At 72.8% G+C, this 14,630-nt stretch carries 17 protein-coding genes and 1 riboswitch; of the genes, 4 read left to right on the plus strand and 13 right to left on the minus strand.

The window, feature by feature from the left end:
• Nucleotides 1–104: 104 nt before the first annotated feature.
• The 3 genes from RV983_RS31775 to RV983_RS31785 all read right to left on the minus strand — a co-directional run bounded on the left by RV983_RS31775 (nucleotide 105) and on the right by RV983_RS31785 (nucleotide 4,089).
• Entirely contained in the window at nucleotides 105–560 is a 456-nt protein-coding gene (locus RV983_RS31775; protein ID WP_475989150.1) for a GNAT family N-acetyltransferase, read from the minus strand.
• 166 nt (nucleotides 561–726) lie between these two features.
• A complete protein-coding gene (locus RV983_RS31780) occupies nucleotides 727–3,294 on the minus strand; it encodes an ABC transporter permease (RefSeq protein WP_475989151.1) in 2,568 nt (855 codons plus the stop codon).
• Nucleotides 3,295–3,303: 9 nt separating this feature from the next.
• The gene (locus RV983_RS31785) at nucleotides 3,304–4,089 is read right to left on the minus strand and encodes an ABC transporter ATP-binding protein (protein ID WP_475989152.1); all 786 of its coding nucleotides are present in this window, start codon (nucleotides 4,087–4,089) and stop codon (nucleotides 3,304–3,306) included.
• Between the two features lie 151 nt (nucleotides 4,090–4,240).
• Here RV983_RS31785 and RV983_RS31790 point away from each other — a divergent pair, with 151 nt between their 5' ends.
• Nucleotides 4,241–4,468: a toxin-antitoxin system HicB family antitoxin gene (locus RV983_RS31790; protein ID WP_475989153.1), complete on the plus strand. Its 228-nt coding sequence runs from the start codon at nucleotides 4,241–4,243 to the stop codon at nucleotides 4,466–4,468.
• Nucleotides 4,465–4,836: a fic family toxin-antitoxin system, toxin component gene (locus RV983_RS31795; protein ID WP_475989154.1), complete on the plus strand. Its 372-nt coding sequence runs from the start codon at nucleotides 4,465–4,467 to the stop codon at nucleotides 4,834–4,836. Before RV983_RS31790 ends, RV983_RS31795 begins: the two co-directional genes overlap by 4 nt.
• Nucleotides 4,837–4,848: 12 nt before the next feature.
• Here the strand turns inward: RV983_RS31795 and RV983_RS31800 are convergent, their stop codons facing one another.
• The 5 genes from RV983_RS31800 to bioB all read right to left on the minus strand — a co-directional run bounded on the left by RV983_RS31800 (nucleotide 4,849) and on the right by bioB (nucleotide 9,434).
• Complete coding sequence (locus tag RV983_RS31800; protein ID WP_475989155.1) at nucleotides 4,849–5,439, minus strand: DUF4865 family protein; 591 nt, start codon at nucleotides 5,437–5,439, stop codon at nucleotides 4,849–4,851.
• Between the two features lie 8 nt (nucleotides 5,440–5,447).
• Complete coding sequence (locus tag RV983_RS31805) at nucleotides 5,448–6,008, minus strand: TetR/AcrR family transcriptional regulator (RefSeq protein WP_475989156.1); 561 nt, start codon at nucleotides 6,006–6,008, stop codon at nucleotides 5,448–5,450.
• A 195-nt stretch (nucleotides 6,009–6,203) separates the two neighbouring features.
• The gene (bioD, locus tag RV983_RS31810) at nucleotides 6,204–6,929 is read right to left on the minus strand and encodes a dethiobiotin synthase (RefSeq protein ID WP_475989157.1); all 726 of its coding nucleotides are present in this window, start codon (nucleotides 6,927–6,929) and stop codon (nucleotides 6,204–6,206) included.
• A complete protein-coding gene (locus RV983_RS31815; protein WP_475989158.1) occupies nucleotides 6,926–8,227 on the minus strand; it encodes an adenosylmethionine--8-amino-7-oxononanoate transaminase in 1,302 nt (433 codons plus the stop codon). Before RV983_RS31815 ends, bioD begins: the two co-directional genes overlap by 4 nt.
• Nucleotides 8,220–9,434: a biotin synthase BioB gene (gene bioB / locus RV983_RS31820; RefSeq protein WP_475989159.1), complete on the minus strand. Its 1,215-nt coding sequence runs from the start codon at nucleotides 9,432–9,434 to the stop codon at nucleotides 8,220–8,222. The genes RV983_RS31815 and bioB overlap by 8 nt, the downstream gene beginning before the upstream one ends.
• A 147-nt stretch (nucleotides 9,435–9,581) precedes the next feature.
• Between bioB and RV983_RS31825 the strand changes: the two genes are divergently transcribed.
• A complete protein-coding gene (locus RV983_RS31825) occupies nucleotides 9,582–10,730 on the plus strand; it encodes an 8-amino-7-oxononanoate synthase (protein WP_475989160.1) in 1,149 nt (382 codons plus the stop codon).
• A gap of 2 nt (nucleotides 10,731–10,732) precedes the next feature.
• On the opposite strand, the gene RV983_RS31830 is transcribed toward RV983_RS31825, so the two are convergent.
• Nucleotides 10,733–10,984, minus strand: coding sequence for a DUF397 domain-containing protein (locus RV983_RS31830; RefSeq protein ID WP_475989161.1), 252 nt, complete (start codon nucleotides 10,982–10,984; stop codon nucleotides 10,733–10,735).
• Nucleotides 10,985–10,998: 14 nt separating this feature from the next.
• A complete protein-coding gene (locus RV983_RS31835) occupies nucleotides 10,999–11,853 on the minus strand; it encodes a helix-turn-helix domain-containing protein (RefSeq protein WP_475989162.1) in 855 nt (284 codons plus the stop codon).
• A gap of 275 nt (nucleotides 11,854–12,128) precedes the next feature.
• Here RV983_RS31835 and RV983_RS31840 point away from each other — a divergent pair, with 275 nt between their 5' ends.
• Nucleotides 12,129–12,566: an ATP-binding protein gene (locus RV983_RS31840; RefSeq protein ID WP_475989163.1), complete on the plus strand. Its 438-nt coding sequence runs from the start codon at nucleotides 12,129–12,131 to the stop codon at nucleotides 12,564–12,566.
• Nucleotides 12,567–12,587: 21 nt separating this feature from the next.
• Here RV983_RS31840 and RV983_RS31845 read toward each other — a convergent pair whose 3' ends face one another.
• From RV983_RS31845 to RV983_RS31855, 3 genes are all read right to left on the minus strand, one after another.
• On the minus strand, nucleotides 12,588–13,229 hold the full coding sequence (locus tag RV983_RS31845; RefSeq protein ID WP_475989164.1) for an N-acetyltransferase family protein: 642 nt from the start codon (nucleotides 13,227–13,229) through the stop codon (nucleotides 12,588–12,590).
• A 72-nt stretch (nucleotides 13,230–13,301) separates the two neighbouring features.
• Nucleotides 13,302–13,775, minus strand: a complete 474-nt coding sequence (locus RV983_RS31850) for a C40 family peptidase (protein ID WP_475989165.1) — start codon at nucleotides 13,773–13,775, stop codon at nucleotides 13,302–13,304.
• 4 nt (nucleotides 13,776–13,779) lie between these two features.
• A riboswitch (cyclic di-AMP (ydaO/yuaA leader) is annotated at nucleotides 13,780–13,939 on the minus strand.
• Nucleotides 13,940–14,323: 384 nt separating this feature from the next.
• The gene (locus RV983_RS31855; RefSeq protein ID WP_475989166.1) at nucleotides 14,324–14,629 is read right to left on the minus strand and encodes a hypothetical protein; all 306 of its coding nucleotides are present in this window, start codon (nucleotides 14,627–14,629) and stop codon (nucleotides 14,324–14,326) included.
• Nucleotide 14,630 lies beyond the last annotated feature (1 nt).

Raw genomic sequence — 14,630 nt, forward strand, 5'->3', positions numbered from 1 at the left:
CACCTCGATCCCATGATCGGTCAGCGGACGGTGGCGCGCGCGATTTTGCTGCCGTCGGTGAAGGGGGCGCGTGCCCTGGCGGGGACCGGCGACGCCGGGGCGCGCTACCCGGCGGACGGAGGGCCGGGCGGGCGTCCGCCGGCCAGCGGCTTGGTCCAGCGCCGCCACCCCTCGTTCGGCAGGTAGCCCGCCGAGCGCCAGGCGTGGTGGGCGCGCTCGTTGCGTACGAGCACCATGGCGTCCCCGCGGCGGCCGCCGAGGGCGGCGAAGCGGCTCTCCGCCGCGGCCAGCAGGGCGGTGGCGACGCCCTGGCGGCGCCGTTGCGGGTGCACGGCCAGGCGGTACAGGTGACAGCGCCAGCCGTCGAATCCGGCGATGACGGTGCCCACGAGTTCTCCGCCGGATGTCGCGAGGAGCAGTGCCTCGGGGTCCCGGGCGATGAGCCCGCTCACCCCTGCCAGGTCGTCACTGACGGTGGTGCCTTCCGCGGCGTCCTTCCAGAACGCCAGCACGCTTTCGGCGTCGGCAGGCGCCGCGCCCCGTATCTGCAGATCTTTCACCGCCCCACCCAAGCAGGCCGTCCCGGCGCCGGTCGAGGGGGTTGACGTGCCGTTCCGGCGCGGTTCCGCGATCACCTTGACGAAGTACTCCGTACGGACACCTTGTGTCCTGCCGGCGTCCGGTCCCACGACCGTGCCCCCGCACGCCGTTCGGTACCGGGGGGCGTCATTCGTGCGCGATGGCCGCCAGCACGTTCATCCGCGAGGCGCGCAGCGCCGGCAGCAGGGCGGCCACCAGGCCGACGACCACCGAGCCGGCCATGACCGCCCCGACCGTCGTCCAGGGGACCGTGAGTGCCCGGATCCCCTCCAGGGCGAGCACTTCGTGCGTCACCACTCCCCACACCAGACCGAGTCCGAGGCCCAGCACCGCGCCGAACACGGCGATCACCACCGACTCCAGCCGGATCATGCGCCGCAGCTGGAGGCGCGACAGGCCGATGGCACGCAGCAGACCGATCTCTCGCGTGCGCTCGACCACGGACAGGGCAAGGGTGTTGACGACGCCGAGGACCGCGATGAGGATCGCCAGCCCCAGCAGCGCGTAGACGAGGGTGAGCAGCACGGAGATCTGCGTGCGCACCAGCTTCTTGTAGTCGGCCTGGTCGCGGACCTCGACCTGCGGATAGGGCTTCAGCGCCCTCTCCAGCTGGGCGCGGAGCGCCGGCTTGGCCGTGCCGGGTGCCGCGTTGACGTAGAGGGCGGCGTCCTGGCTCTGGGGCAGATGGCGCTCGGCGGTGGCGAGTCCCATGGTCAAGGTGGCGTCGTCGCCGAACAGGGTGCCCTGGCTGGTGGTCAGGGCCCGCAGGGTGAACGTGGCCCTGCGCGCGTCGGCGAACCGCACCGGAAGCCTGCTGCCGATCCGCAGTTCGTGCCGGGCCGCGTACTCCTGGGAGAGCGAGACGCTGTCGGGGGCGAGCGCTCGCGCGGTGTCGCCCCGGGCGTAGTCGAGGTTGAGCACGTCGTCGGCGCCGGGGCCGATGGCGGCGCCGGTGAGCCTGGCCGTACGGCCTCCGGGCAGGGTGACGAGGAGGGGCACGTAGCGCATCGGGACGACCTGACCGGCTCCCGGCACCTTGCGCACCGCTTGGGTGACGGCGGGCGAGAAGGGCGCGAAATGGTCGCCCTGGACGACGAAGTCGGCACCGAGCGTCTTGTCGATCTCGCGGTCGAAGGACGTGGCCATCGAGGTCCCGGCCATCGACATGCCGGTCACCAGGGCGAGGCCGATCATCAGCGCCGAGGCCGTCGCGCCGGTACGCCGCGGATTGCGCAGCGCGTTGCGCTGGCTCATCCGTCCCACCGGCCCGAACAGCCGCGGCAGCGCCCCGCCCACCACGCGGATGACCGGGCGCACGAGCAGGGGGCCCGCCACCACCGCGGCGATCAGCGAGAGTCCGATGCCCAGGCCCAGGAAGGACGCGGCGGTACCGGTCGTCCCCGCGGCGGCCGCGCCCGCGAGCGCGCCCGCCGCCGGCAGCGTGAGGAGCCCGCCCCCGATCGCCCGTCCCCGCAGCGACCTGTCGCCGTCCGTGACCTCGAGGTCGGCCAGCGCGGCCATGGGGTAGACCCGCGAGGCCCGGCGCGCCGGCAGATAGGCCGCGACGAGCGTCACCACCAGCCCGACCGCGTACGCCGCCGCCGGCACCAGCGGGCGCAGCACCATCTGCGAGGCGTCGATGTTCATGCCGAACGCCCCCAGCAGCCGGATCAGACCGGACGCCAGCCCTACTCCGCACAGCAGTCCCAGGGTGGAGCCGGCCAGGCCGAGGAGCGCCGCCTCCGCCAGCACCGAGCGCCGCACCTGCCGCCGGTCCGCGCCCAGCGCCCGCAGCAGCCCGAGCTCGCGGGTGCGCTGCGCGATGAGCATGGAGAAGGTGTTGACGATCAGGAAGACGCCGACGAGGACCGCGACCCCGGCGAAGCCCAGCATCACGTACTTGATCACGTCGAGGAATGTCGCCAGGGACTCGGCGGCCGACTTCGCCTGCTCGGCCTGCGTCGTGTACGTGTAGCCGGGACCCAGTTCGGCGGCGATCCGCCGCTTCAGCGTCTCGTCGGGCACGCCGGGCGCGGCGTCGGCCTGTACCGAGGTCGCGGTGCCCGCCCGGCCGATCAGGCGGGTCTGCGCGGTGGGTGTGTCCACGAACAGCAGGGCCGTGCCGGGGTTGGTGGTGGTGAACGTGGCGATGCCGACGAGCCGCACGGGGAACGCGCCCGGCTGGGCGAGCACGCGCATGGTGTCGCCGATCCGCAGACCGCGGTTGGCGGCGGTGTCGGAGTCGATCAGCGCCTCGTGGTCGCCGTGCGGCGCGTGGCCGCTGGTCAGCCGTACCGAACTGCGGGGGTTGCCCGACCAGTTGGTGGCCAGGGTGGGCGCCCCGGTCGTCGGGCCGACGGGGCGGTCCCGGGCGTCGACGACGGTGACGTTCCGGACGGTGACGTCGATGCGCGCGTCGGCGACCCCCGGCACGGCCCTGACCCGCGTCAGCAGCGACGCGGGAAGGGTGCCCACCTGCCCCGAGGCGTAGTTCTGGTTCTCGGCGAACGCCTCGGGCGGACCCACCGTCACATCGGCCGCCGTCGACGCGAAGAGCCGGTCGAACGTGCGGTTGACGGTGTCGGAGAAGATCATGCTCCCGGTGACGAACGCCACCGACAGCAGCACGGCGAGCGCGGACAGCAGCAGCCGGCCCTTGTGGGCCAGGAAGCTGCGCAGCGTCGCCCGGAGCACGGGAGAGGCCTAACCCTGCTTCCGCAGCGCGTCGAAGCGCTTGAGCCGTTCCAGCACACCGTCGGCCGAGGGCTGGGACAGTTCGTCGACAATGCGCCCGTCGTTGAGGAAGAGCACCAGGTCCGAGTGCGCGGCCGCGGTGGGGTCGTGGGTCACCATCACCACCGTCTGGCCCAGTCGGTCCACGGCCTCCCGCAGGAAGCGCAGTACCTCCGCGCCCGACTGGGAGTCCAGGTTGCCGGTGGGCTCGTCGGCGAAGATCAGCTGCGGACGGGAGGCGAGCGCCCGGGCGCACGCGACGCGCTGCTGCTGTCCGCCGGACAACTGTGCCGGGCGGTGCCGCAGCCGGTCGCGCAGGCCCAGGGTGTCGATGACGCGGTCCAGCCACTCCTGGTCGGGCCTGCGGCCCGCGATGTCCATCGGCAGCGTGATGTTCTCCGCGGCGGTCAGCGTCGGCAGCAGGTTGAAGGCCTGGAACACGAAGCCGACCTGGTCCCGGCGCAGACGCGTCAGCTGCCGTTCGGCCAGGCGCGTGATCTCGGTGTCGCCGATCCACACCTGCCCGGAGGTGACGGAGTCCAGGCCCGCCAGGCAGTGCATCAGCGTGGACTTGCCGGAGCCCGACGGCCCCATGACGGCGGTGAACCGTCCCCGCTGGATGTCCACGTCCACCGCGTCCAGTGCCACCACGCGGGTCTCGCCCGTTCCGTACGCCTTGGTGAGCGCCAGCGCCCGGGCCGCCACCTCGGCGCCCGTCACGGCGCCCTCTGTGTCTGTTGTCGCCGGTGTCGACACGCTTGTCCCCCATCATGCTGATGTGCGTGCTGTCGTATGGGCCGAGGGTAGGTCGTCGCGGGCCCGGGTGCATCGTCCGGCGGTCGCGCTCCGGGATCGTCCGTGTAAGGGGCACTTGTCACTGCTAGCACCTGAGCGCTAGCCTGATGGTATGGCCAAGACCCAGTTGAACGTGCGGGTCGACGAGACCACCGCCGCGACGGCCCGGGAGCGGGCCGCGGAGCGGGGGATCAGTGTGAACCGCTACATAGAGGAACTCGTCCAGCAGGACGCGGGCGAGAACGGCCGCGCCTTCGTCGAGGCGGCCGCCGACTTCATGAAGCAGTACGAGTCCGTCTTCGCCGAGGAGTTCGGCGCGGAGCACGAAGGCCGTCGTTGACCCTGCGGATCGATCTCGCCTGGCTGCTCATGGTCGCCGAGCACAACACCCCCGGCGACCCCCAGGTCGCCGACTGGGGCGCGCTCGTCGCCGCCGTCAGCCGGCACCAGGCCGAGATATTCGGCATGCCCGTGTACGGCGACCCCTATGAGTGCGCCGCGTCCCTCATGCAGTTGCTGGTGCACGTCCCCGCCCTGGAGCGGTCCAACGTCATGTTCGCCTCGGCTGTGGCCTACGCGTATCTCGTCGCGAGCGGGCTGAAGGTCGCGACCTCGCCCGAGCGGGTGCGGGAGCTGGCCCGGCTGGTCAAGGGGGGCACGGCCGACGTGCTGGAGATCGCCGGGGTACTGCGCGGCTGGAGCGCCTGAAGGGCGTCGTCCTCACGACCACCGACTGCCGACGGGCAGTCCTCCCCAGTGCGGCGTGGACAGATGCAGCAGCGCGTAGCGGTCCGGGTCGTCGCCCGCCACCGCGTCCGCCCACAGGGTGAAGTGGACGATCTCCCAGTGCCGCGGGTCGACCGCGAGTACGGCCGCGTGCACGCCCGGTGCCGCGGAACGCTCCTCCCAGCGTTCCAGGGCACGGGCCACCGGCTCCCGCGGGTCGGCGTCCGCCGGCAGGGGCTCGCGCAGGCGGCTCGCCGCCCGGGGCACGGCGCCGTCCGCCGGGCCGGGGCGGAACGCGGCGCCGGTCCAGTGGTGCACGGTGGGGCGGCCGAAGTCGCCGACGATGCCCCCGAAGCCGCCGCCGCCCCACAGGAAGCGGTTCATCCCGCCGGTGTCGCCCCAGAGGTAGAACGGCGCGTACTGGTTGACCGGCGAGCCGTCGGTACCGCGCTCCCGTACGAGATAGGCCTTGAAGCCGAGGCCCTCGTACGCGTCGGTGAGATGGCCGCGGCCGGCCACGCGGTCCTCGATGATCTTCATGTCGTAGTCGGCGGGCAGAGTGATCTCGTACTGCATCGCGTACACGGCTCTCCCTAGGAGTGGTGCGACAGCAGCGCCAGCACTCCGCTGACGGCCTGGTCGAAGGGAGCCGCCGAGCCGGCCGCGCGAGCGAGCACGTAGCCGCCCTGGAGCACGGCGACCACGGTCGCCGCGAGGTCGTCGGAGTCGAGACCGGGGGCGAGTTCGCCACGGGCCTGGCCGTCGGCCAGGACGTCGGCGATCCGGCCGCGCAGCCACTCGAAGGTCTCGTCCACCGGGGCGCGCAGCCGCGGACTGGAGACGATCTCCGGGTCCTGGGTGAGCCCGCCCACGGGGCAGCCGCGCAGCACCTCGCGCTCGCGCCGCAGGTAGCGGGTGATCCGCTCGACCGCCGTACCGGGCCCGGAGAAGTGCTCCTCTGCCGCCGCCCGCATCTCCGCGGCGGTGCGCCGCACGGCGGCGAGTGCCAGGTCGGGCTTGCCGGAGAAATGGTGGTACATGCTGCCCTGGCCGACACCGGAGCGCTGCTGGATGGCCTTGGGGCTGGTGCCGACGTATCCGCGCTCCCACAGCAGCTCGCGGGTGCTCTCGATCAACCGGTCGGGGGTGTCCACGCCGGAGACTGTACATACCAGTAGGTACAGCGGCAAGATCAGCCCGGACGGCGCGTCGTGGCCAGTACGTGCGGCGAGCCGGGCACCGGCAGCCCGCGCTTGTGCCGCCGGAGCGGGCCGCCATGCCTCCTGGCGCGCGGTTCCTGCCGGGGGGACGGCAGCGCGCGTACGCCTCGGCTCGGGGCCGCGGCCCCGTCAGATGATGGAACTCCAGATCGCGGTGAACGCCTCCGCGTCCCACAGTCCGCCGATGCGGGGGGCGAGCCAGCCCGGCGCGGCCTGCCGGAAGGCGTCCGGCGTGAGCGTCGCGGCCCCCGCAGGGACCGCGCCGATCAGCGGGGCGCCGGTGCAGGCCGGGAGATCGGCGAGGTTGCTGCGGGCCGCCAGGTCCGGGTCGTCGGGCCAACTGCCGACGACGAAGCCGGCGCAGGACAGTGCGCGGGCCCGCAGCGCCTCCGCGGTGAGGGCCGCCGTGTTGAGCGTGCCGAGCCCGGCCTGCGCGACGACGAGGACCGGTGAGCCCAGCATCTTCGCCGCGTCCGCGAGCGTCGAGCCCTTCTCGTCGAACCGGACCACGAGCCCGCCCGCGCCCTCGACCAGGACGATGTCGTGGACGGCCGCGAGCTTCGCGGCCGCCTCGGCGATCTCATCGGGGCCCACGGCCCGCAGGCCGGCGCGCCGGGCCGCCGTGGCCGGGGCCAGGGGGTCGGGGTAGCGGGCGAGTTCCACGCCGGTGAGCTCGGGCCCGGCCAGCCGCGTCACCTCGGCGGCGTCTCCCGGCTCGTCGGGACCGACGCCGGTCTGGGCGGGTTTGAGGTAGGCGACGCTGAAGCCCACCGCGAGCGCGGTCGCCGCGATGGCCGCCGAGACCACCGTCTTGCCGATCTCCGTGCCCGTACCGGTCACGAACAACACCGTCATGCCGCCTCCGCCGCCGCGCACACCGCCGCGCAGATGCGCGCGACGTCCTCGTTCCCCGTCACGTACGGGGGCATCGTGTAGATCAGGTCCCGGAACGGCCGCAACCATACCCCCCCGCGGACGGCGGCCCGCGAGACGGTCGCCATGGCGGCCGGGTCGAGGGACTTGTCGAGTTGGACGACCCCGATCGCGCCCAGCACGCGTACGTCGCGCACCCCCGGGAGCGCGGCCGCGGGCGCCAGCCCGTCCCGCAGTCCGGCCTCGATGCGCTTGACCTCCTGCGCCCAGTCCTGCCCGAGCAGCAGGTCGATCGAGGCGCAGGCGACGGCCGCCGCCAGCGGGTTGCCCATGAAGGTGGGGCCGTGGGCGAGGACGGGGACCTCGCCCTGGGAGATGCCGTCGGCGACCCGCGCGGTGCAGAGCGTCGCGGCCATCGTCAGATAGCCGCCCGTCAGGGCCTTGCCGACGCACATGACGTCGGGGGAGACGCCCGCCTGCTCGGCGGCGAAGAGCGTGCCCGTCCGCCCGAAGCCGGTGGCGATCTCGTCGAACACGAGCAGCACGTCGTGCTCGTCGCACGCCTCGCGCAGCACCCGCAGATAGGCGGGGGAGTGGAAGGTCATGCCGCCCGCGCCCTGCACGACGGGCTCCACGACGACCGCGGCGAGCTCGTGGGCGTGGCGGGCGACGGTCTCCCGCAGGTGGTCGGCGTACGCGTCCTCGTACGCGGCCGGCGGGGCGTCGGCGAAGACCTGACGGGGCAGCACCCCGGACCACAGCCCGTGCATACCGCCCTCGGGGTCGCAGACGGACATCGGCTGCCAGGTGTCGCCGTGGTAGCCGCCGCGCCAGGTCATCAGGCGCTGCTTGGCGGGCCGCCCGAGGGAGCGCCAGTACTGGAGGCACATTTTGACGGCGACCTCGACCGACACGGAACCCGAGTCGGCGAGGAAGACGTGCCGCAGCGGCTCCGGGGTGATCTCCACCAGCCGGGCGGCGAGCCGGACGGCGGGCTCGTGCGTGAGCCCGCCGAACATGACGTGGCTCATGCGGTCCAACTGGCCGCGCGCCGCCTCGTTGAGCACCGGGTGGTTGTATCCGTGGATCGCCGACCACCAGGAGGACATGCCGTCCACGAGTTCGGTCATGCCCTCGGCCGGTTCGGCCAGCCGCAGCCGGACGCCGGCCGCGGACGCGACGACGAGTGGTTCCTGGCGGCCCGGCATGGGCCCGTACGGGTGCCAGACGTGCTCCCGGTCCAGCGCCAGGAGCTCGCCCGCGGTGAGCGGTTCAGGCATTGGGCGGCAGGTCCGTTCCGGTGCCGCGGCGGCGCACCGCCACGAGGTCCGTACGCGCGGCACCCGCCGGGACCGGCGCGGCCTCGGCGTGGCCGCCGCAGGGCCCGCAGCCGCCGCCGTCCCCGGCGCCGTGCGAGCCGCAGCCGCCCTGCGCGGCGCCGTGCGAGCCGCAGCCGGCACCCGCCACCGCGTCCGCGACGTCGGCGCGGTGACCGGGGAGGGTGACCGTGCCGGCGCCCTCCACCTCGAAGCCGGCGTCCGCGATCATGTCGAGATCGGCCTGGCCGGCCTGGCCCTCACTGGTGAGGTAGTCGCCCAGGAAGATCGAGTTGGCCAGGTGCAGCGCCAGCGGCTGCATGGTGCGCAGGTGGACCTCGCGGCCGCCGGCGATGCGGACCTCCACGTCCGGGCAGACGAAGCGCACCATCGCCAGGATGCGCAGGCACCGCTGCGGGGTGAGGTTCCACTCCTTGGCCAGCGGCGTGCCCTCGAAGGGGATGAGGAAGTTGACGGGCACCGAGTCCGGGTCCAGCTCCCGCAGGGCGAACACGACGTCGACCAGGTCCTCGTCGCTCTCGCCCATGCCCGCGATCAGGCCGGAGCAGGCGGACAGGCCTGCCGCCTGGGCCTGTTGCACCGTGTCGACGCGGTCGGCGTAGGTGTGCGTGGTGGTGATGTCCCCGTAGGTCGCCTCGGAGGTGTTGAGGTTGTGGTTGTACGCGTCGGCGCCCGCGCCGCGCAGCCGGCCGGCCTGGCCCTCGGAGAGCAGGCCGAGGCAGGCGCAGACCTCCACGCTTTCGTTCTGGTCCTTGATGGCCTCGATGGTCTTCGAGACCCGGTCCACGTCGCGGTCGGTCGGTCCGCGTCCGCTGGCCACCAGGCACACCCGCTTGGCACCGCCGGCGACCCCCGCCGCCGCCGCGGCCGCCGCCTGCTCGGGCTTCAGCCAGGTGTACTTGAGGACACCGGCCTCGGAGCCCAGCCGCTGCGAGCAGTACGAGCAGTCCTCGGGGCACAGCCCCGACTTGAGATTCACCAGGTAGTTCAGCTTCACGCGACGGCCGAACCAGGCGCGGCGCACCTTGCCGGCCGCGGCCACCACATCGAGCAGTTCGTCGTCGGAGGTGACCAGCACGGCGAGGGCTTCCTCGCGCGTGGGCAGCTCGCGGCGCAGCCCCTTCTCCACCAACCCATTGAGCAGATCCATGCCGCGATCCTGACGCACGCGGCGGCCATCAGCCAATGAGGCACCCGACAAGACGGCTCGCGCAGGGTGTGTGGATCACCACACCGTGCGAACCGGCGGGGCACACTACGGTGCTGGAGACACCTCACACCGACCCCGGGGACGACCATGGCCCGCGACCCGTTCGACTGGATCGACGCGCACGCCGCACGGCGCGGCGCAGCGGGGCTGGTGCGCACCCTGCGGCCCCGGCCCGCGGAGTCGCCGCTGCTCGACCTCGCCTCCAACGACTACCTGGGCCTGGCCCGGCACCCGGAGGTCACCCGTGCGGGTGCCGACGCGTGCCTGCGCTGGGGCGCCGGGTCCACCGGCTCCCGGCTCGTCACCGGCAGCACCGAACTGCACGCGGAACTGGAGGCCGAACTGGCGGCGTTCTGCGGTTTCGAGTCGGCCCTGGTGCTCGCCTCGGGGTATGCCGCCAACCTCGCCGCGGTGACCGCGCTGACCACCGAGCCGGGCACCCTGATCGTCTCCGACGCGGGCAACCACGCCTCGCTCATCGACGGCTGCCGGCTCTCCCGGGCCGCCACCGAGGTCGTCGCCCATGCCGACCCGGCGGCCGTGCGCAAGGCGCTGTCCGGGCACGACGGGCCGGCCGTGGCCGTCACCGACTCCGTCTTCTCGGTGGACGGCGACGCGGCTCCGCTCGGCGAACTGGCCGCGGCCTGCGCGGAGGCGGGAGCCGCCCTGCTGGTGGACGACGCGCACGGGCTCGGCGTCCTCGGCGACGGCGGCCGGGGAGCGGCGGCCGCCGCCGGGCTCGCCGGGGCCCCGGGGCTGGTGTGCACGGCCACGCTGTCCAAGTCGCTGGGCAGCCAGGGCGGCGTGGTGCTCGGCCCCGCCCGGGTCATCGGGCATCTGGTCAACGCGGCGCGGACGTTCATCTTCGACACCGGCCTCGCGCCGGCGGCCACGGGCGCCGCGCTGGGGGCGCTGCGGTTGCTGCGCCGGGAGCCGGACCGCGCCGAGCGGGCCCGTGAGGTGGCCCGCGAGCTGTACAAACGGCTGGCGGCGGCGGGGCTGGAGGCCACCGCGCCGGACGCGTGCGTGGTGTCCGTGCGAGCGCCCTCGCCGGAGGCGGCCGTCCAGTGGGCCGCGGACTGCCGGCAGGCGGGGCTCGGCGTGGGATGCTTCCGGCCCCCGTCGGTGCCGGACGGGATCTCCCGTCTGCGGCTCACCGCGCGCGCCGACCTGACGGACCGGGAGATCGGCGACGCCGTCGGGACGGTCGTCCGTACGGCGCCGCCACGCCGCTGAGCTCAGGGGCGCTCGGTGAGGGTTCCTGAGCGCACGGCGTCCAGGAACGCGTTCCACTCGCTGGGGGAGAAGAGCAGGGCCGGGCCGCGCACATCCTTGGAGTCGCGGACGGCGAGCTGTCCCGAGAGCGGCCCGGAGGGGACGGGGGCCGTCTCGACGCAGTTGTTCGCCGCCGTGCTGTAGCTGCTGCGTCGCCAATTCACGCCGAAGAGGGACGCACTGGAGGAAACGTACTGAGGCAGTGCGCTGGACATGGGGGTGTGCCTCCTTACGCGCCTTTGCCGATGCCGTTGATGTAGGACAGCGACTGTTCACTCGACAGGGCGTGGGAGCGCAATCGATTGAAGGCAGCACCGTACGCCCTGATGTCCTCTTTCTGATCCAGATAGAGACTACTCGTCAACTGGTCGAGAACGACAACATCCAGATCAGCAATGCGCGGAAACGAGAAGATGACGAAAGGCCCCGTGACGCCGATATGACCACCGGCGGAGAAAGGCAGCACCTGCAGATGCACATGGGGCAGCGAACCGAGCTCCGCAAGATGGCTTAATTGCGCCGTCATCACTTCCGGACCCCCCACCCGGCGGCGCAGTACCGCCTCGTCGAGCACCGCCCACAGCTCCAGCGGCGGTGACGCGCGCAGCACCGCCTGCCGCGCCATGCGCACGTCCACCAGGGTCGCGATCTGCCGGGGACCCAGTTGGGGCAGCACCGAACGGGTCAGCTCACGGGCGTAGTCCGGAGTCTGCAGCAGCCCCGGCACGACGGTCGTCTCCAGAGTGCGGGCCCGGCAGGCGTCGGTCTCCAGAGAAATGAAGTCCCGGTAGGCGGAGGGCAGTTCCTCGCGGTACTCGTGCCACCAGCCGCGCCGGTCGCCCTCGCCGCCCGCCAGCGCCGCCAGCATGTCGCGCAGCCGCTGGTCGCGGACACCGTACGCGTCCAGCAGCGCGGTCACGTCCTCCGGGCGCACGCCACTGCGGCCCGTCTCGATGCGGCTCACCTTGGACTGGTGCCAGCCCACCCGAAGGGCGACCTCGCCGCTCGTCAGGCCGGCCGTGTCCCTGAGACGGCGCAATTCGGAGCCGATCTTGCGGCGGCGGACCGCCGGAACCTGCTGCATGACTGTGTACCTCCTGGATCCCGGCATGCCCCGCCGGTCCCCGGGCGAAGTCTGCCGCGCAAATACGTTCTCTCGTAGCAGAGTTCACCGCTTTGGGCGACAGATATATGCATATAGCTGTGGTGGCACCCGTTTAACGGCACGATGAGTGGCACTCTGGCGCGTGGAAGCCGGTGAGCACCGTATGGGAAGTGCGGGCCGCCGGCGGCCGGGCGCGCTGCCCGGACAGGCGCGCGCCGGAGTCCCGGTCACGGCGGGAAAGGGACAGCGTCGCCATGGCAGACCATCAGGAAGTATCCGTCACCCTGCCGAGCGACCCTGCCTCGGTACCCGCGGCCCGTCGCTACGTGTGCGACCTGTTGGTGGAGTGGGGGATGGTGGAGGACTCGTCGCACGCCGACGCCGTCCGGCTCATCGTCTCCGAACTGGCCACCAACGCGGTCCTGCACACCCTCGGCCAGTCGCCGACCTTCACCCTCGACGTCCAGCTCGACCGCGACGAGCAGTTGCGGATCGGGGTCACCGACAGCCATCCGCGATGGCCCCAGCGGCTGCCGGCCGCCGTCCAGCAGGACAACGGCCGCGGCATGGTGATCATCCGGCACCTCACCGCCGAGGCGGGCGGCCAGCTCCATGTCACGCCCACCGTCGAAGGCGGCAAGACCGTCTGGATCACCCTGCCGTGGGTGGCCGCGCCCGCAACGGTGGAGTGAGCACGGCGGCCGGACCGCCGGTCAGCCGTGGCCGGGCACCAGCAGCGCCTCCGCGCCGACCGGTGTGAAGCCGGCCGCCAGCAGCGCCCGCACGCTCGCCGCGTTGCCCGGGGCGATCTGGGCCCACAGCGTCCCGCCGTCCGGCACCAGGCGGCGCGCTTCCAGGGCCAGCCGGCGTCCGAGCCCGGCGCCGCGCGCCGAGGGTTCGACCTCGACGGCCATCTCCCAGCGGCCCGCCACGCCGCGCCCGATGAGCACCGTGCCGCCGGGAACCGTCCAGACGCGTACCTCGTCCCGGTGCGACAGCGCCCGCGCGGCGCGGGGGTGCTCGCGGGCGGCGGTCTCCCGCAGGGCGAGCGGGGGGCCGGTCGGCGGACCGGGGAGGGCAGTGGCCGTCGCCAGCAGGTCGACGTTGTTCACCCGGCGCCCGAGCAGTCCGCACAGGGCTGCCAGGAACGGCGGGTTGAGCGGCGCCGACAGATCGCCGGGCGGCAGCAGATCCCGGACCCGGCCGGGGTCGGCGTCGGCGAAGACCACGCTGTGCGCCGTGAAGGCGATGACGCCCGCGTCGCGTGCCGAGGGCTGGGGCACGATCGTGACCGACCCGTCGGCGGGCGGGAAGACGCCCTGGGCGGCATCGGCGAGCAGCTGCGGCAACGTCATGGGCGCAACGCTAGCCGGGCCGGAACGCCGCGGGGCCCCGAGTGGGCGGGCCCGGGGCCCCGCGGCGGGCGGTCACTTCACACGGCCGTACCAGACGCTGCGGGTCCAGATCTTCTCCAGCCGTACCCGGCCGCCGGGTTTGGGGGAGTGCCAGATTCTCCCGTGGCCCGCGTATATCCCGACGTGGTAGATGCTGCTCCCGTAGTGGAAGAACACCAGGTCCCCGCGGGTGCGGTCGGAACTGTGGACGTGTCGTGTGCTGTTGTACTGCGCGGCGGCGGTGCGGGGCAGTTTCCTGCCCACCTTCTTGAACGAGTAGAGCGTCAGGCCGGAGCAGTCGAAGCTGCGGGGGCCGGTGGCCCCGTACCGGTAGGGAGCGCCCTTCTTCGACGCCGCGACCTTCAGTGCCTGCGTCCGGATCGTGGCGGCGTCGGCGTGCTGGGCCATGTCCGGCAGGACCGCGGGACCGGCGACGGCGGCCGCCGTGAGGGCGGAGACCGCCCCGAGCCGGGAGAGAAGCGCGGACATGGGTGATGGCGCGATCATGCGCAAACCCTTCGTCGTCCGCCTGCGAAGGATGACCTGTCGGGTTCGGGCAGGCGAAGATGCCCGGCCGCTGCTGCGGCTTCACCCCAAGGAATCGGCCCGTGGGCCGGTCCCGTCGTACTCGGGTCCTCCGCTCCTGCCGTTGCGTTCGGTGTCGACCTGACGTCCGCGACAGCGGCAGGACTCGGCGTCCGCGCGGACCGCCCCGCCGGATGACGGGGGCTTGTCGTCGAAGGGATGGTCACTCACAGAACGGGTCAGGACATAGCTCATCCGGTCGAATGTGAGTCTCTTCACGACTCACCTATTCGGGTGGACTCCGGTCCCACGAGTCACGTCTGACGACTCGAGACCAGTCGAACACCTGCGATGGAGCGTCAGATTCCGGATGTGTGCGGCCGAGGAGCGCAAGTCGGGACCGACCGCGTGTCGACGTGAGGTACAACGATCGGGCGAGTCCATTCGGTGTTACTTCGTGTCGTGCCCCTGGTGGTGTCTGACAGGCCGGCTACCGGTCCGGTCTGACGACGACTCAATCTGAGGAAACATCAGATCGGCTGCGGGGGAGGCAGGGTGACGAGCCGTGTGCGCCGCTCTCCGTCGAGCATGCGCAGGGCACGCTCGATCGTCGTGGTGTGCAGCTCGCTCTCCCCCCGCAGATGCATCGTGGTCAGTGCGTCGCGCAGTTCGGCCGCGCGCGCCGCCAGGGCCTGGGCCGCGCGCAGCGCGCCATAGGTGTCCCGGACGCGGGCGGGGTTGATCCTCCCCAGCAGATCCACGACCTCCAGGTACGTGTCGATGAGCTCACCCTCGGCGCGGGTGAGGGCGGGCAGCGGCGGCAGTTCTGGCACCACG

This window comes from Streptomyces sp. RLA123 (assembly GCF_056270165.1).

What these genes read in the sequence shown, in the direction of transcription:
- RV983_RS31790 (WP_475989153.1), top strand. Translation starts at nt 4,241, where the DNA reads ATGGCCAAGACCCAGTTGAACGTGCGGGTCGACGAGACCACCGCCGCG.
- bioD (WP_475989157.1), bottom strand. Translation starts at nt 6,929, where the DNA reads ATGACGGTGTTGTTCGTGACCGGTACGGGCACGGAGATCGGCAAGACG.
- RV983_RS31815 (WP_475989158.1), bottom strand. Translation starts at nt 8,227, where the DNA reads ATGCCTGAACCGCTCACCGCGGGCGAGCTCCTGGCGCTGGACCGGGAG.
- bioB (WP_475989159.1), bottom strand. Translation starts at nt 9,434, where the DNA reads ATGGATCTGCTCAATGGGTTGGTGGAGAAGGGGCTGCGCCGCGAGCTG.
- RV983_RS31825 (WP_475989160.1), top strand. Translation starts at nt 9,582, where the DNA reads ATGGCCCGCGACCCGTTCGACTGGATCGACGCGCACGCCGCACGGCGC.
- RV983_RS31830 (WP_475989161.1), bottom strand. Translation starts at nt 10,984, where the DNA reads ATGTCCAGCGCACTGCCTCAGTACGTTTCCTCCAGTGCGTCCCTCTTC.
- RV983_RS31835 (WP_475989162.1), bottom strand. Translation starts at nt 11,853, where the DNA reads ATGCAGCAGGTTCCGGCGGTCCGCCGCCGCAAGATCGGCTCCGAATTG.
- RV983_RS31840 (WP_475989163.1), top strand. Translation starts at nt 12,129, where the DNA reads ATGGCAGACCATCAGGAAGTATCCGTCACCCTGCCGAGCGACCCTGCC.
- RV983_RS31845 (WP_475989164.1), bottom strand. Translation starts at nt 13,229, where the DNA reads ATGACGTTGCCGCAGCTGCTCGCCGATGCCGCCCAGGGCGTCTTCCCG.
- RV983_RS31850 (WP_475989165.1), bottom strand. Translation starts at nt 13,775, where the DNA reads ATGATCGCGCCATCACCCATGTCCGCGCTTCTCTCCCGGCTCGGGGCG.